This window comes from Streptomyces sp. NPDC004542 (assembly GCF_040610035.1).
GTDB lineage: Bacteria > Actinomycetota > Actinomycetes > Streptomycetales > Streptomycetaceae > Streptomyces.
Genome location: NZ_JBEXLP010000050.1, coordinates 15,487 through 37,713, shown reverse-complemented (window position 1 = coordinate 37,713; position 22,227 = coordinate 15,487). Strand labels below are relative to the sequence as shown.

The following is a 22,227-nucleotide window of genomic DNA, read 5'->3' as shown; positions in this document are numbered from 1 at the left end:
AGCCACGCAAGCACGTTCCGCAATTTTCAGCAACTTCTTGCATACACCGGGAGGTTGGTGTTTGACTCCTGCTCGGCATCACGCAACGGCGTTGCCAGGCACAGCAGTTCGCACGGAAGGGGGTGGGCAGCAATGACAGCTCGGCACCAGCGGGAACAGCTGGAGCGGGAGGCTCGGCACCTGGCTCCGGGCGCCTCCGAGGAGGCGGCCGTCGGGCGCCGGGTCTTCGCCGAGGGGCACGGCCCGGTCCTCACGGACCTCGACGGCAACCAGTACCTGGACTTCGCGGCGGGCACCCTGACCCAGTCCCTGGGACACGGGCACCCGGAGGTCGTGGAGGCGCTGACCGGGCAGGCACGGCGCCTGTGGAACGTGCACGATTCGGCGACACCCGATCGTGCCGCGCTGCTGGAACTGCTGGCCCGGCTGCTGCCCGAACAGCTGAACACCTACGCCCTGTTCTCCACCGGCGCGGAGGTCGTCGAGGCCGCGTTGCGCGTGGTGCAGGCGACGGCCGAGCCGGGCCGCAACCGGGTCGGCGCCCTGCGCGGGGGCTTCCACGGCAAGACGATGGGCGCGCGGATGCTCGTGCACTGGGACGTCGGCCACCAGGCCTTCGCCGGCAACAGCGTCCTCGGGTACTCGGCCTACTGCTACCGCTGCCCGCTGGAGCTCACCCACCCCTCCTGCGGGCTGCGGTGCGCCTCCCTCGTGCGCAAGCACATCGCCGCCAAGCCGAACGTCTCGGCGCTGGTCTTCGAACCCGTCCTCGGTGCCGCCGGCGTCGTCGTGCCGCCCCCGGGCTACTGGGAGCAGATCGCCGACGCCTGCCGGTCCAACGGGGTGCTGCTCGTGGCCGACGAGGTGCTGACCGGGGGCGGCCGGACGGGGACGTTCCTGGCGAGCGAGCAGTTCGGCATCGAGCCCGACCTGGTCACCCTGTCGAAGGGCCTGGCCAGCGGATTCCCCTTCGCGGTCCTGGCGGGACGGGCGGAGCTGCTGCACCATCCGGCGGCCGGCGGGGCCGGCGCCTACGCGTCGACGTACGCGGGCAACCCGCTCGGCATCGCGGCCGCCCGGGCCACCCTGGAGGTCATCGAGCGCGACCGCCTCGTCGAGCGCGTGCGCGTCCTGGGCGAACTGCTGCACGAGCGGCTGTCCGCCCTCCCCTCCCGCTTCGAGAACCTCGGGGACGTGCGCGGCCTGGGGCTGCTGTACGGGCTGGAGTTCGTCACCGACCGGCAGAGCCGTACCCCCGCGCCGCACCTCGCGCGGTCCGTGTACGCCACCGCCCTCGATCTGGGGCTGCGAGTGGCCCTCGGCGGTCACATCCTGCGCCTGGCACCCCCCTTCACCCTCGACGAGCCCCTCCTCGACGAGGGCGTCGGACTCCTCGAACAGGCTCTGGAGCAGGTCCTGTCGTGATCGTCGCGGAGAACCTCGTCAAGGAGTTCCGGCTCACCGAGCGCAAACCGGGCCTGGTGGGCAGCCTCGCCACCCTCTTCACCCGCGAGCACCGGATCGTCCGCGCGGTCGACGGCGTGTCCTTCACCATCCCGGCCGGCTCGAAGACGGCGTACATCGGTGCCAACGGAGCGGGCAAGTCCACCACGATCAAGATGCTCACCGGCATCATGACGCCCACCGGCGGGCGCTGTCTGGTCCGCGGCATCGAGCCCTACCGGCACCGGCAGGCCAACGCCCGGGGCATCGGGGTGGTGTTCGGCCAGCGCAGCCAGCTGTGGTGGGACCTGTCGGTGCCGGACTCGTTCCGCATCCTGCGCCGTGTCTACGACATCCCCGATCCGGTGTACCACCGTAATCTCGCCCTGTACCGGGAGCTGCTGGACATCGACGCCCTCGGCACCACGCCCGTGCGCCAGCTGAGCCTGGGGCAGCGGATGCGGGCCGAGATCGCGGCGAGTCTGCTGCACGACCCGGCGGTCGTCTTCTGGGACGAGCCGACCATCGGTCTCGACATGGTGCTCAAGGACGCGGTACGGCACCTGGTCAACCGGGTCCACGAGGAGCTGGGCACGACCGTCCTGCTCACCAGCCACGACATCACCGACATCGCCGCCATCTGCGACAGCGCGCTGGTCGTGGACCGGGGACGGGTGGTGCACCAGGGCAGCATCCGGGACCTGCTGCGCACCGCCGACCGGCGGTCCGTCGTGTTCGACCACCGGGGCGGCCCGGACACCGGGCGCGCCTGCGCGGAGATCGAGGGCGGGCTGCCCGGGGTGAGCGCCTCGTCGGCCGAGGACGGCCGGATCAGGGTCGACTACCCGGCCGACCGCTTCACCTCCCGGCAGGTGCTCACCTTCCTGCTCGAACGCTTCGACCTGGCGGACTGCTACGCGCCCGAACCCGATCTGGAGGACGTCCTGCGGAGGATCTACGGGGGCGGGCACCGCGAGACGGTCCCGGCCGAGCTGCCCGGCCCGCGCCGGGAGCGTGCGTCATGAGCGGCCCGCTCCACCGGACGCGGGAGCACCGCGCTCCCCTCCCCCGGTCCGCGCGTGCCCGGCACTATCTGCCGTTCGCCACCGGGGGACTGCAGTCCCTGCTCCAGTACCGTTCGACGTTCGTCACCACCGGGATCACGGCCGCCGCCGGCGCGGCGGTCACCGTCTTCCTGTGGCGGGCCGTGTACGCGGGCGCCCCGCCCGGCGGCGGTCCGGGCGGCTTCACGTCCCAGAGCATCACCACCTACCTGCTGGTGGCGCAGGTGCTGCAGATCCTGCACGCCAACCGGGTGGACGACGAGGTCGCCGCCGAGGTCTACCGCGGTGACGTCGCCGTCATGCTGGTCCGGCCCGTCAGCTACCCGGTGGTGCGGTTCTTCGCCTGCCTCCCGGTGGTCGCGGCCAACGCCGTCCTGGTCGGCGTACCGGTACTCGGCCTGTTCGCGCTGATCGTGCCGCTCACCGTGCCGCGCCCCCTGGACGCGCTGCTGTTCCTGGTGTCCACCGCGCTCTCCGTCCTGCTCGCCTTCCTCGTGAACCTGCTGGCGGGGATGACGGGCTTCGTCACCACGAACACCTGGGGGGTGCGCATGGTGAAGCAGAGCGTGGTCGCCTTCTTCGCCGGACAGCTGGTGCCCCTCGCGCTGATGCCGCGGCCGCTCGCGGCCCTGGCCGACGCGCTGCCCTTCCGGGGCATGGTCGACGGGCCTCTCACGCTGCTGCTCGGCCGCTACTGCGGGGTGGCCGGCGCGGCGGACGTGCTGGCCCGCCAGATCGGCTGGGTGGCCGGTCTGACGCTGCTCACCGGCCTCCTGTGGCGGGCCGCGCTGAGCCGTCTGGAGGTGCTCGGCGGATGACCGGCACGGTGTGGCGCCATGTGCGGCTCGCCTTCTTCCTCGGCGGGGTCGGGCTGCACCGGCTGAGCGCGTACCGCGTGGACTTCGCCCTCGGGGCGGGGGCCTTCCTGGTCCGCGTGGGCCTGCAGACGGCCGTGGTGGGCCTGGTCTTCCGGCAGGTGCCCGCAGTGGGCGGCTGGACCTATGACGAGGTGCTGTTCCTGCTCGGCTTCTCGCTGCTGCCCCGCGGCCTGGACCACCTGTTCACCGACCAACTGTGGGAGCTGGGCCGCAAACTGGTCCAGCGCGGCGAGTTCTACCGCTACCTGATCCGCCCCGTGAACCCGCTCTTCTCCCTGCTGTCCGAACGCTTCTTCCACCCCGACGGATTGGGCGAACTGGCCGTGGGCGCCGTCCTGGTGGGCTGGTCCGGCAGTGAGCTCGGCCTCGGCCTCACCCCGCTGCAGTGGCTCGTCGCCCCGTTGCTCGTGCTGTGCGGCGCCCTGATCCACACCTCGGTGAAGCTGCTGTTCGCCTCGCTGTCCTTCTGGACCGTGACCAGCCTGCCGTCCATGTACGCGGCGAACCAGGTGTCCGAGTTCGCCGGCTATCCGCTGGACATCTACCACCCCTCGCTGCGCGCCCTGCTGACCTGGGTGCTTCCCTTCGCCTTCACCTCGTACGTGCCGTGCGTCTACCTGCTGACCGGCGCCACGGGGCTGGTGGTCTGGCTGCCGGTCGTGACGGCCGGCGCCCTCGCCCTCGCCCTGACCGTCTGGCGGCGCGGCATCAACGCCTATGAAATGACCGGGAGTTGAGCTCACACGTGATCCGCGACGAACACCTCGAGCCCCTGCTGCGCACCGCGTCCTGGATGCCGCGCGACCTCCGCGCCGCCCACCGCTACGAAGTGGCCGACCATGCCGAGCTGGGCGCCGGCGACCTGCTGCTGGTCGTGGCGGCCGTCGGCGGTCCCGCCTCGGGCGAGCGGATGTTCGTCCCCGTCCGCGGGGAGCCGTCGGGCGCCGTGACCGAGGCCCGCGGCGAAGGAGCGCACGGACTCGCGGCCGTGCGCCGTGTGCTCACCGGCGCACGGCTGCGCACCACGCGCGGTGGGTACGTGGACTTCCGCCGGGCACCCTCGGCGCCGGCCGGGCAGGTGCGGTCGCTGCCCTTCGACCAGGGCTGGTCCTCCAACTCCCTGTCCCTGGTGGAGGTGGACGGCTCCCCTTACATCCACAAGACCTACCGCCGCCTGACCGGGGCGGTCCACGAACCCGAGCTGCTGCGGCTCATGAGCGGCACCGGACACACACCCGAGTGGACCGGGGACTACACCTACACGGACCCCGTCCACGGGACCCGGCACCCCGTGGGCGTGCTCTACCGCCATGTACCGGGCCGCGGCATCGACGCTCCGCTGCGCGAGAACCTGCGCTCACTGTGGCCGCGGCTCACCGACGGCACCGCGCCGGAGCAGCTCGTACGCTCCCATCTGCTGCCGCTGGAGGCGGGGCTGCGCACCGCCGGGCGTTTCCTGCGCGCCTTCCACCGTGACCTGTCGGCGCGCCTGGGCGCCCCCGCCACCGGCTACCCCGTGGCCGACGCCCTGGCGCGGTCCTCGGCACGGCTGGCCGAACTGGCCCGGGCCGACGCCCCCCTGCCCCGGGAGGCCCGGAACGCGGCCTTCGACGCCCTCGCAGCCGAACTCAGCGCACTGGAGATCGAGTTCACCGACCGGACGACGACCGTCGGGGCCGGCCCCTGTCACGGCGACCTGCACCTGTCGCACCTGCTGTACTCCGACGCGGCCGTCGGTGCCTGGCGCATGAGCGTCATCGACCTGTCGACGCCCGCCCTGTCCCCGGACGACCCCGGCTACGCGGCCCAGTCGCCCCTGCAGGACCTCGTCGCCGTGCAGCGCGCCCTGGAGTACTTCACCGCCGACGAGGCCGCCTTCGAGAGCGCCCGTCGCCTGGGGATCGACTCGGCCGAGACCATGAACGGCTCCCTGGACGGCGCGCCCGGCCTGCCGCCCGCTCAGCGGGCCGTGCTGCACAGCGTCTTCCACACCGCCGGCATCTGGCGCGAGCGGGTGCTGCGGCTGCTGCTCGGCCCCGCCTCCGGCAGTCCGCTGCGGCGGCTGCTGTACCTGCGCCGGCTCCTGCACGAGCTGGGCTACAACCACGACCACGCCCGCCCGTACCACGCCGCGATCGACCTGCGCCACGCGCTCGCGCTGGCCTCCCCCGCCCCGACGACCTACGCGAGGACATGACCGTCGTGAACGCGTTCCGGATGCACATCATCGAGACGTACTTCGAGTGCTGCGGATTCGACCACACCTTCCTGCAGGGCGGCACGTCCGTGTACCTGTGGAACCTGTCGAAGACCTTCGCCGCCCGGGGTCACCGGGTCTCCATCGTCACCCCGGCCCACGGACGGCTCGACGACCTGCGGCAGCGCTACGAGGTGGAGGACCTGCCCTACGAGGACACCTACACACTGCCGGTGGTCCTCGACCCCCGGGTGTGGCAGGGCTTCCCGGAGCGGGTGGATCTGCCGCTGCGCACCACGGCCCACCGCATCCGCCTGGAGGGCGTGGACCTGTACTTCCTCGCCAACGAGTACCTGGACCGGCTGCCGGACACCTTCTACCCGCCCTACTCCGCCAAGGGCCGGGACCTGGTGTTCTTCAAGCCGCTGGTGTTCCAGGTGGACAGTGTGCGGTTTCTGCGCGCCTGGTTCGACGGTGAGAAGGCGATCGTCCACGCGCACGAGCCGTACTACCACTACCTGCTGCCGGGCGCCCTGCGCGACGACCCGACGAAGCTGGTGGTCAGCAACGTGCAGAGCAACATGCCGATCGCCAAGAAGGTGTACGCGCCGGAGGTGGAGCGTCTCTTCGAGCTGCTCGGCGCGGACGTCAAGCTGCCCGGCCCCGATCCCGAGCCCGAGGTGCCCGCGGCGGTCGTGCAGTACCAGCAGCGCACGCACCTGCACTACACCTATCCGCCGGACCACGTCGCGATCTACGAGCTGACCGCCGAACACGCCGACCTGATCGACTTCCTGTCGCCCGGCCAGCTGGACTTCTATGCGGGCTTCCGGGACACACCGTTCGAACCGCTCTTCCGGCGGCTGCCCATCGCCGGCGTGGTACGCCGCAACGCCCACAAGATGTTCGTCGGCGGCTGTGCCATCTCCGACCGGTGGCTGGTCTGGGATCCCGCCGGCGTGGACCGGGCGGAGGTGCTCGGCGGCCTCGGTCTCGACCCCGCGCTGCCGACCTTCTTCCACAACGCCCGCTACGCCGTCCACCACAAGGGCCAGATCGAGCTGATGCGGGCCGTGGACCGGGTGCTGGGCGAGGGGCTGGAGGCCAACTTCGTCATCCGCTGCATCTCCGGCAACGGCATCGACGACCCGTTCTTCCACGAGGTGGCCGCCCGCCATCCGGGCCGGCTGCACTTCGAGTGGGAGCGTGTCGAGGAGGCGCGCGTCTTCTCCTTCGCGGCCGCCTCCGACTTCGCCCTGTTCCCCTCCAAGTTCGAGATGGACACCTTCCTGATCGCCCAGGGCGAGGCCATGGCCGTGGGAGCGGTACCGATCGCCACCGACCAGCGCGGTATGGAGCACTTCCGGCACGCCGACGGCCCGGAGACGACCACCGGTTTCGCGGTGAATCGTTCCTTCGCGGAGGACGACGAACTGCTCACCGCCGCGCTCGCGGAGCGCATCCGGCAGGCGGCGGCGCTGTGGTCGGAGGATCCCAGCCGCTACCGGACGCTGTCCGAGCGCGCCGCGGCCGTCGCCCGGGTCTTCACCTGGGACCACTGCGCCGACCTGCACCTGGCGGCGTTCACCCGGCTGTGGGAGGGCCGGCCCGCCGTCCTGTCCACCGAACTGGCGCTCCGTCACGGCTGGTTCGACCTGCTCACGGACGATCTGGTCACCACCTGCGCCGCGATCGAGCACGGTGACATCGAGGCCTACGAGCGCCGCGCCCCGCTCGACCCTGACGCGGCGCTGAGGATCTTCCGTGCCGCGTGGCAGCGGGCCGACTTCGCCGCGTGCGAGCGGGTGCTCGCACGGCTCCCCGGGGCGGTGCCCGCGGCGGAGACCGCCCGGCTGCGCGACCGTTCCCGCATCCTCCCCGACGGGCGTCTGGAGTACCGGCTCCCGCACGCCGAACGGGTGGAGGTCGTCGAGGCGCGGCGCGGCCCGGACCGGGCCCTGCCCGACGTACACACCCTGGAACGCACGGCGCCCGGCGTGTTCGTGGGCGAAGCTCCGGGCGCCGAAGGCCGGCTGCTGCTCACCCTGTCCTCCGGTCGGGTGACCTGGGACGAGGTGCGTCATGGCTGATCTGCGCACGGTGCGGGCGGTGCTGCTCGCGGGCGGTGAGGGACGCCGGATGGGCCCGCTCGGCGCGGGGCGGCTCAAGCCGCTGGTCCCGTACGGGGGCACCTGCCGGCTCATCGACTTCAGCCTGGCCAACGCCCGCGCATCGGGCCTGGGTCAGGTGCTGCTCCTCTCCCAGTACGAGGAGCGGCTGCTGATGGACGACCTGCACCGGGAGTGGAACACCGGACCTGGCTTCCGGGTGCACTTCGGGCCCTACGACGCCGCCTACCGCGACCGGGAGCCGCCCGCCGAGCTGCCGCGGCGCACCTGGCCGCTGGAACGGGGCACGGCCGACGCGCTGATCCGCAAGGCCGAGTACGTCTTCACCGAGGGCACCGAGGACGTCCTCGTCCTCCACGCCGACCACGTCTACCGGTACGACTACGGTCCACTGGTCGAGGCGCACCGGGCCTCGGGCGCGGCGCTGACCATCGCCTACCAGCGCATCGACACGCGCTGGGTGCACCTGTTCGGCATGGTCCGCTTCGACGGCGGCGGCCGGCTCACCGAGTTCACGGAGAAGCCCGAGAACCCCACCTCCGACCTGGTCTTCGCCGCCTTCTGCGTCTTCGACGCCACCGTGCTGCGCCGGTATCTGACCCAGCTGGACGGCAGCGACTGGCAGCACGACATCAGCCGCGACGTGATCCCCGCGATGCTCGCGGCCGGAGAGCACATCCGCGGCCACGAGGTGCACGGCCACTGGGAGGACATCGGCACCGTCGAGCGCTACCACCGGGCGCACCTGGCCCTCGCCTCGGGGCCACGCGCCCCCCTGCCCGTCGAGCGGATGCCCCGGACGGTGCGGCCGGGGACCGCGCGGCGCTGGGTCCGGGACGCCCCCGGAGTGCGCACGTCGGTGATCCCGTCGGACCTCGTCAACGCCGGGCTCGTGGAGGACAGCGTGCTCTTCCCCGGGGTCCGGGTCGGCGCGGGCGCCCGGGTGCGGCGCAGCGTGGTGCTGCCCGGCGCGGTGATACCGCCCGACGCCGACGTCGACGGGGCGGTCGTCCTGGAGGACGGACACATTCAGCACGTTGCCGAAGGAGTGAGCTCATGACCCTGCGCGAACCCCCCCACAGCGAACGGCGGCCGAGCGACTACGACGTCCTCGTGGTCGGCGGGGTCGGCGTGGACACCATCGTGCGCGTGGACGAACTGCGCGTGCCGCCGGGCGACTCGGTTTTCGTCGAGCCGCTGCGGGACTACGTCGGGCACACCGGCAACGGCGTGGCCCTGGGCTGGCACGCACTCGGCCTGCGCACCAAGTTCATCGACTTCCTCGGCGACGACCCCCAGGGCCGGATGGTGCTGGAGCACTACGCCCGTCACGGCCTCGACTTCAGCCACCTCGTCTCGCCGCACGGCACGCCGCGTTCGGCGAACCTCGTGGACCCCGAGGGCCGCCGCTTCTCCTTCTACGACGGCCGCCACCCCGCCGACCTCCGGCTGCCACGCGACTTCTACCTGCCCTTCCTGCAGCGGTCCGCGCATGTCCATCTGTCGATCACCGGTCACAACCAGGACATGTACGAGGACATCCACCGCCTCGGCGTGACCAGCTCCACCGACCTGCACGACTGGGACGGCCGCAACCCGCACCACCGCCGCTACGCCCTCGACTCCGACTACGTCTTCCTGAGCGCCGCGGCCGTCCCCGACCGGCTGCACACCGTGCTGCGGACCGTCATCGACGAGGGGCGGGCCCGGTTCGTGGTCGCGACCGACGGCGCCGACGGCTGCTACCTGCTCGAGCGCGGGGACGACACGATCCGCCACTTCCGCGCCGTACGCCCCGAGCGTCCGGTGGTGGACAGCAACGGCGCGGGGGACGCCTTCGTCACCGCGTTCCTGCACTCCTGGTTCGAGGGCCGCGCGCTGGAGGACTGCGTGCTGAGCGGTTCGGTGGCCGGGGCGTTCGTGTGCGGGAGCGCCGGCACCCACACCGAGTTCATCGACCTGCCGGGTCTGCGCGCGGCCCGTGCGCGGGCCGCGGTGGACTGGTGAGGCGCGGGCGCATGCACATCATCCACTTCGCCTTCGAGTGCGGCGGGTTCGACAACCGCCTGATGCGCGGCGGACTGTCCCCGCTGGTGTGGAACCTGTCGCGGGAGTACGCAGCACGCGGTCACCGCGTCTCGCTGGTCACCCCCGCACACGGCCTCCTCGACACGCTGCGGCGCGACCATCCGATCGAGGACCTCCCCTACGTCCACGAGCACCGCGTCCCGCTGGTGCTGGACCCCAAGACGTGGCCGGACCACCCGGCCGAGATCACGCTGGAGCTGACCACCCGGGCCCACCGGCTGCGGACGGACGGCGTGGACGTGTACTTCCTCTCCGACGCCTTCCTGGATCTGCTCCCCGACCGGCTGTATCCGCCGCCCGGCACCGAGGGCAGGGATCTCGCCCACTTCAAGCCGCTGGTGTTCCAGGTCGCGGGAGCGCACTTCATCCAACGGCAGCTGAGGGACGAGCGGGGCGAGCAGGCGGTGGTGCACGGCTTCGAGCCGTACTACCACTACCTCCTGCCGCCCCTGTTCGCCGGTGACCCGGCCCTGCGGACCGTGAGCACGGTCGCGGCCAACGCGCCCGTCACGCAGAAGGTGTACCGCCCGCAGGTGGAACGGCTGCTCGAGATGTTCGGCGTGCGCGCGGACCTGGACGCGCTCGAGGATCCGCCGCCCGAGGAGGACAGCCCGCAGGCGACCATGGCGCGGGTTCTCGCCGGCACCCGGATGCACGTCGAGTACGGCCCGGACCACGTCGCCCACCTGCCGCTGGTCCTGACGTACGCCGATCTGGTCGACTTCGTCTCGCCGGGCCAGCGGGACTACTACAGCACCTTCCGCGACACCCCGTTCGAAGACCTGTTCCGGGCCCTGCCGGTGTCCCGCATGCTGCGCGAGCAGGCGCACAAGCTCTTCACGGGAGGCTGCGGGATATCCGACAGCTGGCTCGCGCGGGACCCGCGCGCCGTGGACCGCGAGGCGGTCCTGCGATCCCTTGGCCTCGATGCCCGGCTGCCCGTCTTCTACCACGCCGCCCGCTACGCGGTGCACCACAAGGGGCAGTTGGAGCTGGTCCGCGCTGTCGAGGACGTCCTGGCGAGCGGTACGGAGGCGGCGTTCGTCCTGCGCTTCGCCACCAGCGGGGGCGGACAGGCGGCGCCCGTCGGCAACGCGTACTTCCAGAGCGTCGCCGACCGGTACCCGGGCCGGGTCCACCTGGAATGGCGCCTGGCCGACGAGGACACCCTGTTCGAGCAGGCCGCGTGTGCCGACTTCTGCGTCTTCCCCTCGAAGTTCGAGCTCGACGGCTTTCTCATAGCCCAGGCCGAGGCGATGGCGTGCGGCGCGGTACCGATCGCCACCGCGCAGAGCGTCACGGCGCACTTCGGTCACGCGCTGCCCGCGCACGATCCGCGGGCGACCGGGTTCTCGCTGCCCGGCTCGTTCCGCGACGACGACCCGGCCCTCGCCGAGAAACTCGCCGAGCGCATACGCCAGGCCGCGGCACTACGGCGCGCGGCCCCCGCGGACTACGCCCGGCTGTCGGCCAACTCCCGGATCACCGCACGCGAGTTCACCTGGGCGCGGAGCGCGGACCGGCGCCTGGCGGCCTTCGAGGACCTGCTGCGCGGCCGCCCCAGGCCCTTCCCGGCCGAGGACGCGGTCCGGTACGGCTGGTTCGACGCCCTGCCCGCCGCCGCCTGGGTCCGGCACCGCGGACCCATCGCCCGGTCCGCGGCGCTCCTGGGGGACACGGAGGCCTACGGACGCTGCGCGCCGCTGGACGAGGAGGCGTACGAACGTCTCTTCGAGGCCGCTTACGCGCGGGCCGACTTCGACCGGTGCGCCGAGACGGCGCGGGCGGCTGTCCGGGGCGACTGGGCCGAGCGGGTGCGCGGGCGGTACGAGGTGCTCCGGGATCCGTCGGGCCGCCGGCACCTCGAGTACCGCCACCCGCACGCGCGGCACGTGGAACTGGCGGTGCCCGCCACCGGTGGTACCGGTGCCTCCCGGGCGGGCCTGGAGTCCCGCGCGGAGGCCGTGGCCTCCGACGAGGCCGTGCCCGCGGACAGCGGCGTGGCGCTGATGCCCCTGACACCGTCCGGGGAGGGCGTCTTCCGGGGCGTACTGCCCGGACCTCCCGTCGGACGGCACCTGCTGGTCATGCTGACCCTCGACTCGGGGCGGGTCACCTGGGACACCCTCCGCTACGAGGACCCCGCCGGCCCGCCGCCCTTCCGGCTGGTGGCGACCGATCTCGACGGCACCCTGCTGCGCAGCGACCAGACCGTCTCCGACCGCACCCTGCGCGCCCTCGCCAGGGCGGCCGAGGCCGGAGCACGCCATCTCGTGGTCACCGGGAGGCCCGCCGCGGCCTGCCGGCAGTACCTGGCGGCGCTCGGCTACCGCGGGCTGGCCGTGTGCGGGCAGGGCGCCCAGCTCTACGACGCGGGCGCCGACCGGCTGCTCACCTCGGCCTCGCTCGACCTCGACGTCGCACGCGAGGTGGTGGAACGCGTCGAGGCGGCCCTGGGGCCCCTGGAGCTGGGCGTCGTGACGGCACCGCCGGAAAGCCGCTTCAAGGTCACCCCCGGGTTCGGTGAACGGGTCCGCCACGGCTGGGACGTCACGACCGACCGCGGCCTGCTGTGGACGGACCCCATCGACAAGCTGGTCCTGCACCACCCGAGCGTGCCGGAGGAGGAAGTCGAGTCCGTGGCACGGAGGTTGTGCGGTGACCGGGTCACCGTGGTGCATTCGGTGCGGGGAATGGTGGAGGTACTGCCGCCGGGCACCACCAAGGCGGCCGGGGTGGAGCGGGCGGCGCGGCTCCTCGGCTGCGACGCGGCCGGGACCGTCGCGTTCGGCGACATGCCCAACGACATACCGCTGCTGGCCTGGGCCGGGCACGGCGTGGCCGTGGGCAACGCCCACCCGGCGCTGCGGGCGATGGCCGACGAGATCGCGCCCGGAAACGACGAGGACGGCGTCGCTGTCGTCCTGGAACGCCTCTTCGGCGCCCCGGAGCAGGGGTCATGACCGAGGTCCTGCGCGAGCTGGCCCGCGCCCACGGGACAGCCACCGCCTACACCACCGACCGGGGGCGGCGGGTGGCGGTGGCCCCGGACACCCTCGTGGCCGTGCTCGCCGCGTGCGGGGTGGACGCGGCCACCGACGCGGCGGCCCGCGCCGCTCTCGCTGCCCACCGCGAGCGTGCGGCGGCCAGGCTGCTGCCCGAGTGCGTCGTCGTGCGCGGGGGCGCCGTGCCCTCGCTCGGCCTGCCCGGGAACGCCACGGCCGAGGCGGAACTGGAGGGAGGGGGCACCGCCGCCCTGTCCGGCTCCCTGCCGGCCGGCCGGCACACCCTGCACGTGAGCGTGCCGGGGCGGAGCGAGTCCGCACCGCTGCTGGTCGTGCCGGAACGGCTGCCCGTGCCGGCCGCACGGCACTGGGGGTTCCTGGTCCAGTTGTACTCGGTGCTCTCGCGCCGCTCCTGGGGCATGGGCGATCTGGGTGACCTGGCGGAACTGGCGTCCTGGTCGTCCCGCGCGCTCGGGGCGGACTTCGTGCAACTCGGCCCGCTGCACGCCGTGGAGCCCGGTCCGCTGCCGGACCCGTCGCCGTACCGGCCCGGTTCGCGCCGGTATCCGGATCCCATGCACCTCAGGGTGGAGGCGATCCCGGAGTACGCGTACCTCACGGGTGAGGCACGCCGTAACGCCGACCGGTGCGTGACCCGGGCACGGGCCCTGAACGAGGCCGTGCTGCGCGGCGAGGCGCTCATCGACCGGGAGACGGTGCGCCTCCTCAAGCACGAGGCGCTGCGGGCGGTGCACGAGGTGCCGCTGTCGCCCGGGCGGGCCGCCGCGTTCGCGGAGTTCACCGCGCGTGAGGGCAGCGACCTGACGGACTTCGCCACCTGGTCCGCGCTGGCCGGCGTGCACGGCGGGGCGTGGCGTTCCTGGCCCGCCGGGTTGCGGGATCCGCGTTCGCCCGCCGTGGCCCGCGCCCGCGAGGAGCTCGCCGCCGAGGTGGGCTTCCACCGCTGGCTCGCGTGGGTCACCGACGAGCAGCTGGCCGCGGCGCAGGCGGCGGCCACCGACGCCGGCATGGGGATCGGCCTCATCCACGACCTGGCGGTCGGGGTGGCTCCGGAGGGCGCCGACACCTGGGCGCTCCAGGACTGCCTGGCCGGGGGGATGAGCGTCGGCGCGCCGCCGGACGACTTCAACCCGCACGGTCAGAACTGGGGGCAGCCGCCGTGGCGTCCGGACGGGCTCGCCGCGTCCGGCTACCGGCCGTGGGCCGGGCTGCTGCGGGCAGGGCTGCGGCACGCGGGCGCGCTGCGCATCGACCATGTGATGGGCCTGTTCCGGCTGTGGTGGGTGCCCGAGGGCCGGCCGCCGTCCGAGGGCACGTACGTCCGTTACGACGCCGAGGCCATGCTGGGCGTGCTGATGCTGGAGGCGCACCGCGCCGGGGCCGCCGTGATCGGCGAGGACCTCGGCACGGTCGAGGCAGGCGTGCGCAGGGCACTCGACGAGCGGGGGATCCTCGGCACGGCCGTGCAGCGGTTCGAGTACCTCGGGGGCTCGGAAGGACGACACGGTCCGCTGCCGCCCGATCAGTGGCGGCGCGACTGCCTCGCCACACTGACCACGCACGACCTGCCGACGACCGCGGCCTGGCTCAGCGGCGAGCATGTCGGCCTGCGGGCCCGCCTGGGCCTGCTCACGCGTCCGGAAGCGGAGGAGCAGGCCGAGGCCGCGGCCGAGCGCGACGCCTGGCTGGCGGAACTGGAGCGGCTCGGGCTGCTGCCCGACCCGGACGGTGACGTCGTCGCCCTGCACCGCTTCCTGGGCCGTACCCCGGCTCGTCTGCTCGGCGTCTGGCTGCCGGACGCGACCGGCGACCGCAGACCCCAGAACATTCCCGGCACGTCCACGGTGCACCCCAACTGGCGGCTGCCCGTGAGCGACGGCCAGGGCCGTCCCGTACCGCTGGAGGACCTTCCCGGACGGCCCCTCGTGGCCGCTCTGTCCCGGGTGTTCGCGGACCTCCGGCAGCACCGTGAGAACACTTGAGGAGAAAGATGTCAGGCCAGGTTCTTGATCGGGTCGACCATCCGCCCACGGGGGTCCGAGAGGATCCCGGCGGATTCGACCTGAGAGCGCCGGACGGCACCCGGTACCGCGTCGACCTCGGCACCGGGGTGCTCGACCCGCACAACACGCTGCTCGCCGGACACCTCCAGGGCCGCCGTGTCGTGGCCTTCGTCAGCCCGACCGTCGACCGGCTCTACGGAGACCGGCTGCGCGCCTATCTGGAGGCCCACACCCGGCCCGGCCAGTGGACGCTGCACGTCATACCGACCGGTGAGCACCACAAGACGCTCGCCGCGGCGGAGAGCGTCTGCGCCCTCGCTAAGGCGGACGGTCTCGACCGGCACGGAGTGATGCTCGCCGTCGGCGGTGGCATCGTCGCCGACGTGGTCGGTTTCGCCGCGTCCATCTACGCCAGGGGCATCCGCTACATCAAGGTCAACACCACCCTCGTCGGCCAGGTGGACGTCGGCGTCGGCGTCAAGACCGGGGTCAACGCCCTGCAGACGAAGAACATGTTCGGCGCCTACCACCCGGCCCATGCCTCCCTGAACGACCCGGCGTTCCTCTCGACGCTCGCGCACCGGGAGATCCGCTGCGGGCTCGCCGAGATCGTGAAGATGGCCGTGATCCTGGACGAGGACCTCTTCCGGACGCTGGAGCAGCACCCGGACGCGTTCCGGCGCCCGGGCACCGCCGGGCACCCCGGCCATGCCCACGGGCACCTGGAGACCTACATCCTGCGCACCTCGATGCGGCTGATGATGGAGGAACTCTGCCCCAACCTCCACGAGCACGAACTGGCCCGGCTCGTCGACTTCGGCCACACCTTCAGCCCGGTCGTCGAGACGGCCGGCGGCCACCGCCTGGAGCACGGCGAAGCGGTCGCCGTCGACATGGCGCTGTCCGCGCACCTGGCGCGGCTGCTCGGTCTGGCGGACGACGAGACCTGCGAGCGAATCGTCCGGCTGCTGCGGCGGATCGGGCTGCCGGTGTTCGATCCCGCGACCTGCACACCGGAGCTGATGACACAGGCCCTGCGCGCCTCCTGGCAGCGCCGCGGCCGCAAGCTGCACCTGGTCGTACCGACGGGGATCGGCAAGGCGGCCTTCGTGGAGGAACTGGAGAACGTACCCGGGGAGGTCCTGGTGGCGGCACTGGAGGCGCTGGCGGCGGACGGAGGACGGCGCGATGCCTGAGGCCGTGGTCAACCTGCGGGAACTGCTGGCCGGCAAGGAACGGGACCACGGCGGTCTCGGCACCATCCTCGCGCACCGGGTCTTCGCACGCCGGCCCGGCTCTCCCGGTGCGGACTTCATCGACCTGGCGGTCCTGCCGCCGGGCACCTCGATCGGCCGGCACCGGCACGGCGCCGACCGCGAGACCTACGTCGTATTGGACGGCAGCGGCCTGATGTACCGGGACGGCGAGGAGTTCCGGGTGGGGCCGGGCGACGTCGTCGTCAACGACGCCTACGGCGAGCACGGCCTGCGCAACGACGGTGAGCGGGAGCTGCGGCTGCTCGTCTTCGAGGAGGAACTGGAGGAGCGGCGTGCCGGCTGACGAGGTGTTCACCGTGCTCGACGTGGGCGGCACCACGCTGCGGGTGGGCACCTACGATCCCGCGACGGGAGCCGTGTCCCGGGTGCGCCGGGTACCGGTCGACGGCATGCACCGCGACCCCGGAGCCCCCGTGCCGGTGCTGCAGCGGCGGGTGCTGGAGCAGATCGTGCGCGAGGTCGCCGCGCACACCGGCGGACGGCAGCCGCGGGCGCTGGGTGTGGCCTTCGCCGGGCCGATCACGGCCGCAGGGCTCGTGCTCGCCGCCCCCACCGTCTGGGGACGCCGCGGGGAGCCGTTGCCGCTCGGCGAACTGCTGACGGAGCGGACCGGGACGCCGGCCGTCGTGGTCAACGACCTGACCGCGGCGGCCTGGCGGTACGCCGCCACCGAGCCGGGCGACTTCTGCCTGCTCACCATCAGCTCCGGAATCGGCAACAAGGTGTTCCGCGGCGGCGAGGTCCTGGTGGACGCCGACGGCCACGGCGGCGAGCTGGGGCACTGGGTCTGCGACCCGTCCCCCGACGCGCCGCTGTGCGACTGCGGGGGTCGCGGACATCTGGGCGCCATCGCCTCCGGGCGGGGCGTGCTGGCCGCGACGCGCCGGGCCGCGCGCGTCCACGAGGTAGCCTTCCGCGGCTCCCGGCTCGCCGCGCTGTGCGACGGCAGCCCGGAGCGCATCGACAACCGGGCGATCGCGGAGGCGGTCCGCGCCGGTGATCCCTTCGGCACCGAGGTGCTGCGCGGCACCCTGACCCCGCTCGCCCAGGCGGTCACCGGGGTGTTCGCGTCGGTCGGGGTGTGCCGATACATCCTGATGGGCGGCTTCGCCCTGGCGGTCGGCGAACCGTACCGGCGCCTGCTGGTCGCGGAGTTGGTGCGGCTGGGCTGCTTCGGCCTCGACCCCGGGCAGATCGACGCGATGGTGTCGCTCGGGGTCGCCGACGACGACCACGGACTGATCGGTGTGGGCCGGCTGCTGGCGGAGCGGACACCCGTGCCCTTCTCCCAGGGGGCGTCATGACCGGTGAACCGGTCCTCGTCGTCGGCAGCGGCCTGGTGGGCACCGGGATCGCCCGGCGGCTCGCGGCGGCCGGGGAGCCCGTGACGCTCGTCTCGCGCCGCCCTCCCCTGCTGCCGCCCGACGGATACGGAGCCCGCTGGGCCGCTCTGGACGCCACCGACGCCGAGGCCTGCCGACGGCTGCTCGACCGGCTGCGTCCCGGGCGCATCGTCCTGGTGCACGGCCCGTCCGACGTCACCTGGTGCGAGAGCCATCCGGAGGAGGCCCGCGCCGCACACGTCTTCGTGGCGGACACCTTCGCCACCCTGGCGCCGGACACCCGGATCGTCATGATCTCCACCGACAACGTCTTCGACGGCGGTTCGGCGCACAACACCGAGAGCACCCCCGTGTCGCCGGCCAATGCCTACGGCCGGGCGAAGGCGGCGGCCGAGGAGGCACTGCTCGCCAAGGCGTCTCCGGCGGTGGCGCTGCGGGTCAGCCTCGTCTACGGCCACGAGCCGGCCGACGCGGGCAAGTGGCTGAACTTCTTCGCCGCGTGCGCCCACCGGCTGCGGCGCGGCGAGCGGGTCGAAGCCCCTGACGACCACTGGACGACACCGGTGCTCCTGGACGACGTGGCCGAGGTGACGGCGGCGCTCCTGCACGCCGAGCACCCGCTGCCACCCGTGCTGCACCTGGGCGGGCCCGACCGCGTCACGCGCGCCGAATGGGCCACCGTCATCGCCCGGGCACTGGGAGCACCCACGGATCTGGTGACACCGGTACCACGGGCGCGCACCCGCTACGCCTCCCGCCCGGTGAACGCCTGCCTCAGCAGTGGGGCGCTGGCGGCCCTGCCCGCCACCGGGAGCATCGCGGTCCGGGGGGTACGCGAGGGAGCCCGCCTGCTGGCGTCCGCGTTCACCGGAACTTTGGCCGTCTGACGGTGTGTTCCGGTTCGCCCCGGTGACTGGCGAGACCGTGCCCCTGACCGACACCCCGAACCTTGCCGGACGCTGATGCGTGTGGTGACCGAGTCGCAAGGGAGCGACCATGACCAGTTCATCCGTCCCGTCCGGCTACGACGTCGTCGTCCTCGGCGGCGGAGTGGCCGGATGCGTACTGGCTGCACGCCTCACCGAGGATCCCGGCCGGTCCGTATGCCTCGTCGAGGCGGGCCCCGACTACGGACCGCGGCAGCGGACGTGGCCGGAAAAGATCTTGAATGCCCGTGTCCTGCCGCGCGACGACGTGTGGGAGCGGCACACCGCGTTCTACCGCATCCGGGCCCGGATCCTGGGCGGCTCGTCGTGCATCAACGGCGCCTGGAACACCTGGGGGTCGCACGCCGACCACGCGGAGTGGACACGCGCCGGCGGTGAGCGGTGGTCGGCCCGTGCGCTCGAGCCGTACCGGCTCCGGGCCGTGGAGCGCATGGGGCTGCGCGCCGTTCCGGACAACGAACTCTCGGCCTGGGCCTCGGCCGCGCTCGGGGCGGCGCGCGAACTCGGCTACCGGGAGGTGGACATGGGTGCCCCCGGCCGGCCCGGCTACGGCCGGCCGCTGCTCAACTCGGCCGGCGGGCTGCGCCGGAACGCGGCCTTCGCCTACCTGGACCCGGCGACCCGGTCACGGCCGAACCTGACGATCCTCGCCGATGCCCTGGTGGACCGGCTGTCGGTACGCGCGGGCCGGGTGTCCGGGGTGCACGCCGTCCTGGACGGGGAGCGGGTGACCCTTCAGGCCGACACGTACGTACTGGCGTCCGGCACGTTCGGTTCCCCCGCCGTGCTCCTGCGCAGCGGCATCGGTCCCGCCGCGCAGCTGAAGGAGAACGGGATCCGCTGCGAAGCGGACCTGCCGGGCGTCGGCGCCAACCTGTCCGACCAGCCGGGTGTCTTCGTACCCCTGTCGCCCACGGACGGCCTGAACGGGGCGCTCGCGGCCAAGGAGGCGGCCGGGGAACTGTACAACAGCCGCATGCTGATCCGGGCGGCCAGCGAGTACTGCCCGGACGGGGCGTGGGATCTGCACCTCCTGCCCACGGCCGGCGCGCCGCTGTTCGGCGCGCTTCCGCCCGGGCGGTACGAGGCGGGTGTCTCCGCCTTCCTGATGAAGCCGGTCTCCCGTGGGCACGTCCGGCTCCGCTCGGCCGATCCCCTGGAACCCCCAGAGATCGCCCCCGCCTTCCTGACCGATCCGGCCGGCCGTGACATCGCCGTTCTCCGGGCCGGTCTGGAGAAGGCGGAGGAGCTCGCCGCGGTCCTGAAGCCGCTGGCGGTCCCCTCGGACGGGGCACCGGCCCACGCGCTGTCCGACGCCGGCCTACGGGACCGGGTAGGCACCTACTGGCATCCCGTGGGGACCTGCGCCATGGGCCCGGCGGAGGATCCGCGGTCCGTGGTCGACGGGCAGGGCGCCGTACACGGTGTGGCGGGGCTGCGCGTCGCCGACGCCTCCATTCTGCCGACCGTACCCGCCGCCAACACCCAACTGCCGGTCCTGGCCGTCGCCGAGATGCTCGCCGACACCCTGCGCACCTGACCGACGGCCCTCCCGCCTCTCTTCTCCCCCCCACCCGCACTCACCACGGAGACCCGCATGGCGGCAGTGACCGACATACGCGCGCACAAACTGCTCTACGGCTGCATGGGACTCGGCGGCGGCTGGGACCCGACGCCCTACACACCCGAGGACGTCCAGCGGGCCGAGACCGCGATCGAGGCTGCCCTGGCCGCCGGCATCACGGCGTTCGACCACGCCGACATCTACCGGTACGGCAAGTCGGAGGCCGTCTTCGGCGAGGTGCTCGCCCGCAGCCCCGGGCTGCGCCGACGTATCGTGCTGCAGACCAAGTGCGGCATCCGGCTGCCCGACGGCGACCGGCCCGGCCACTACGACCTGCGGGCGGCCGGCATCCTGCGGCGGGTCGAGGAGAGTCTCGTCCGGCTGCGCACGGACGTCCTGGACGTCCTTCTCCTGCACCGGCCCGACCCCCTCGCCGATCCCGCGGAGATCGGCGGAGCGCTGGCCTCCCTGCGTGCCCAGGGGCTGGTCCGGCAGTTCGGCGTGTCCAACATGAGCGGCCCGCAGATCGCCGCCCTCCAGGAGCACACGGATGTGCCGCTGGTCGTCAACCAGCTGGAGATGAGCCTGGCGCGGCGCGACTGGGTGGAGGCGGGTGTCCTGTTCAACACACCGGACGCCACGCGGAACGGCTTCGCGTCCGGCACGCTGGAATGGTGCGCGGCCAACGGCGTCCGGCTGCAGGCCTGGAGTCCACTCGCCCGGGGCCGCCTGACGACCCACGCGGACACGGGGGTGAACCGGCTCGTCGCGGACCTCGCACGGCGCAAGGACACCACGCCGGAGACCATCCTGCTGTGGTGGCTCCGGCGCCACCCCGCGGGCATCGCCCCCGTCGTCGGCACCACCCGCCCCGAGCGCATCAGCGCCTGCGCGGACGCGGCACTGCGCGACCCGGGCCTCACCCACGAGGAGTGGTACGGACTGTGGGTCGCCGCACGCGGCGCCTCCCTGCCCTAGTAGGGCTTCGTCAGGTATCCCAACTAGTGCCCGGCAGGCAACGTTTGCCCGCCACGGAGCGGCGTCCGGTGCGTGCTCTGGGGGAGCGTGCCGGGCGTCGCGACGGGGCGAACGTTGCCTACCGGGGCACCAGAGGTGTCGCCCAAGGCTCACCACCCAGTGGGGCGCGGGCCCGCGGTGCCCCGAATCCTCCCGTCGGCGAGTCCGATGCAAGCAGGATGACGCGCACGAAGGCACTCCTGTCGCCTGGTGGCTCAGGTACCCGTTCGCGACCCATCACCCCTGCACCGGTGAAGCAGCCCGGACCGGTGGCGAACGAAACCGGTGCTGTTCTACGGTCTGGAGACGATCGCCGAGGCGGGCATCACGCAGGTCGGGATCGTGGTCGGGGTCCTCGGCGACAGCTTCGCCGTCGGGGGGCACCACCGAGGAGAAGCCCAGGCGTCCCGGACGCGAACTGGCTCCGGTGGGCGGGTAAACATCCGAGTGCCGAACTCGAGGAAAGGTTCAGCCCATGAACGTCAGGGTCCAGCCGACCGCCCAGGTCGACGAGACGGCCACGATCGGCGACGGAACGACGGTCTGGGACCTGGCCCAGATACGCGAGGACGCCCGGCTGGGCAGCGGCTGCATCGTGGGCCGGGGAGCGTACGTCGGCCCGGGGGTGCGGATCGGCGACCGAGTGAAGCTCCAGAACTACGCGCTGGTCTATGAGCCCGCGGTGCTCGGTGACGGGGTGTTCGTCGGCCCGGCGGCGGTGCTCACCAACGACTCCTTCCCGCGTTCGGTGGACCCGCAGGGCCGGCTGAAGCGCGGTGGCGACTGGGAGGCCGTGGCCGTGGTGGTGGCCGAGGGGGCCTCCCTGGGGGCCCGTTCGGTGTGCGTGGCGCCGGTGCGCGTCGGGCGCTGGGCGCTGGTCGCGGCGGGGGCCGTGGTGACCCGGGACGTGCCGGACTTCGCGCTCGTGGCCGGCGTGCCGGCGCGCCGGATCGGCTGGGTGGGGCGGGCCGGCGTCCGGCTGGTGGGACGGGAGGACGAGCCGGGCGCGTGGGAGTGCCCCGAGACGGGCGCGGTGTACGACGAGAAGGACGGCGGACTCGTCGAACGCGCATGACGCCTGTTTTCAGCTGTTTCCCTCAAAAGGCAAATCCTCGAACATCTAGCGGCATAACATGTGCGCGAACTGTGCAGGGCAAGCACAATGAGCACACAAGCCAGTAGTGCCCAGGGGGGGTACCGGGTGGTGGGGACACCCGTGCCTGCAGCCAGGAGCGACAGCCGCTCCGACGG

Annotated in this window: 17 protein-coding genes and 1 pseudogene; all 18 read left to right on the top strand. The window is 72.9% G+C overall.

What is annotated here, in order from left to right; genetic code table 11:
• Window positions 1-132: 132 nt before the first annotated feature.
• Window positions 133-1,425: an aminotransferase class III-fold pyridoxal phosphate-dependent enzyme gene (locus ABZX30_RS24860; protein WP_355937066.1), complete on the top strand. Its 1,293-nt coding sequence runs from the start codon at window positions 133-135 to the stop codon at window positions 1,423-1,425.
• Complete coding sequence (locus ABZX30_RS24855; protein ID WP_355937063.1) at window positions 1,422-2,468, top strand: ATP-binding cassette domain-containing protein; 1,047 nt, start codon at window positions 1,422-1,424, stop codon at window positions 2,466-2,468. Before ABZX30_RS24860 ends, ABZX30_RS24855 begins: the two co-directional genes overlap by 4 nt.
• Window positions 2,465-3,325, top strand: coding sequence for an ABC-2 family transporter protein (locus ABZX30_RS24850; RefSeq protein WP_355937060.1), 861 nt, complete (start codon window positions 2,465-2,467; stop codon window positions 3,323-3,325). Before ABZX30_RS24855 ends, ABZX30_RS24850 begins: the two co-directional genes overlap by 4 nt.
• On the top strand, window positions 3,322-4,122 hold the full coding sequence (locus ABZX30_RS24845) for an ABC-2 family transporter protein (protein WP_355937057.1): 801 nt from the start codon (window positions 3,322-3,324) through the stop codon (window positions 4,120-4,122). Before ABZX30_RS24850 ends, ABZX30_RS24845 begins: the two co-directional genes overlap by 4 nt.
• Window positions 4,119-5,582, top strand: coding sequence for a hypothetical protein (locus tag ABZX30_RS24840; RefSeq protein WP_355937054.1), 1,464 nt, complete (start codon window positions 4,119-4,121; stop codon window positions 5,580-5,582). The genes ABZX30_RS24845 and ABZX30_RS24840 overlap by 4 nt, the downstream gene beginning before the upstream one ends.
• Window positions 5,579-7,672, top strand: a complete 2,094-nt coding sequence (locus ABZX30_RS24835; RefSeq protein WP_355937052.1) for a glycogen/starch synthase — start codon at window positions 5,579-5,581, stop codon at window positions 7,670-7,672. Before ABZX30_RS24840 ends, ABZX30_RS24835 begins: the two co-directional genes overlap by 4 nt.
• Window positions 7,665-8,771 (top strand): sugar phosphate nucleotidyltransferase, encoded by a 1,107-nt coding sequence (locus tag ABZX30_RS24830; RefSeq protein WP_355937049.1) that lies wholly within the window; start codon window positions 7,665-7,667, stop codon window positions 8,769-8,771. Before ABZX30_RS24835 ends, ABZX30_RS24830 begins: the two co-directional genes overlap by 8 nt.
• Window positions 8,768-9,718 (top strand): carbohydrate kinase family protein, encoded by a 951-nt coding sequence (locus ABZX30_RS24825; protein WP_355937046.1) that lies wholly within the window; start codon window positions 8,768-8,770, stop codon window positions 9,716-9,718. Before ABZX30_RS24830 ends, ABZX30_RS24825 begins: the two co-directional genes overlap by 4 nt.
• An 11-nt stretch (window positions 9,719-9,729) precedes the next feature.
• Window positions 9,730-12,762, top strand: a complete 3,033-nt coding sequence (locus ABZX30_RS24820; RefSeq protein WP_355937043.1) for an HAD hydrolase family protein — start codon at window positions 9,730-9,732, stop codon at window positions 12,760-12,762.
• Window positions 12,759-14,807 (top strand): 4-alpha-glucanotransferase, encoded by a 2,049-nt coding sequence (gene malQ / locus ABZX30_RS24815; RefSeq protein ID WP_355937040.1) that lies wholly within the window; start codon window positions 12,759-12,761, stop codon window positions 14,805-14,807. The genes ABZX30_RS24820 and malQ overlap by 4 nt, the downstream gene beginning before the upstream one ends.
• A gap of 8 nt (window positions 14,808-14,815) precedes the next feature.
• Complete coding sequence (locus tag ABZX30_RS24810; RefSeq protein ID WP_355937037.1) at window positions 14,816-16,024, top strand: sedoheptulose 7-phosphate cyclase; 1,209 nt, start codon at window positions 14,816-14,818, stop codon at window positions 16,022-16,024.
• Window positions 16,017-16,388, top strand: coding sequence for a cupin domain-containing protein (locus ABZX30_RS24805; RefSeq protein WP_355937035.1), 372 nt, complete (start codon window positions 16,017-16,019; stop codon window positions 16,386-16,388). Before ABZX30_RS24810 ends, ABZX30_RS24805 begins: the two co-directional genes overlap by 8 nt.
• Window positions 16,378-17,409: an ROK family protein gene (locus ABZX30_RS24800; RefSeq protein ID WP_355937032.1), complete on the top strand. Its 1,032-nt coding sequence runs from the start codon at window positions 16,378-16,380 to the stop codon at window positions 17,407-17,409. The genes ABZX30_RS24805 and ABZX30_RS24800 overlap by 11 nt, the downstream gene beginning before the upstream one ends.
• Window positions 17,406-18,335 (top strand): sugar nucleotide-binding protein, encoded by a 930-nt coding sequence (locus tag ABZX30_RS24795; protein WP_355937029.1) that lies wholly within the window; start codon window positions 17,406-17,408, stop codon window positions 18,333-18,335. Before ABZX30_RS24800 ends, ABZX30_RS24795 begins: the two co-directional genes overlap by 4 nt.
• Before the next feature lie 109 nt (window positions 18,336-18,444).
• On the top strand, window positions 18,445-19,935 hold the full coding sequence (locus ABZX30_RS24790; protein ID WP_355937026.1) for a GMC oxidoreductase: 1,491 nt from the start codon (window positions 18,445-18,447) through the stop codon (window positions 19,933-19,935).
• Window positions 19,936-19,992: 57 nt separating this feature from the next.
• Complete coding sequence (locus tag ABZX30_RS24785; protein WP_355937023.1) at window positions 19,993-20,937, top strand: aldo/keto reductase; 945 nt, start codon at window positions 19,993-19,995, stop codon at window positions 20,935-20,937.
• A gap of 218 nt (window positions 20,938-21,155) precedes the next feature.
• Window positions 21,156-21,327, top strand: a pseudogene (locus ABZX30_RS24780) (sugar phosphate nucleotidyltransferase); the annotation flags it as partial.
• Window positions 21,328-21,451: 124 nt separating this feature from the next.
• Window positions 21,452-22,051, top strand: coding sequence for an acyltransferase (locus ABZX30_RS24775; RefSeq protein ID WP_355937021.1), 600 nt, complete (start codon window positions 21,452-21,454; stop codon window positions 22,049-22,051).
• The last annotated feature ends 176 nt before the right edge of the window (window positions 22,052-22,227 follow it).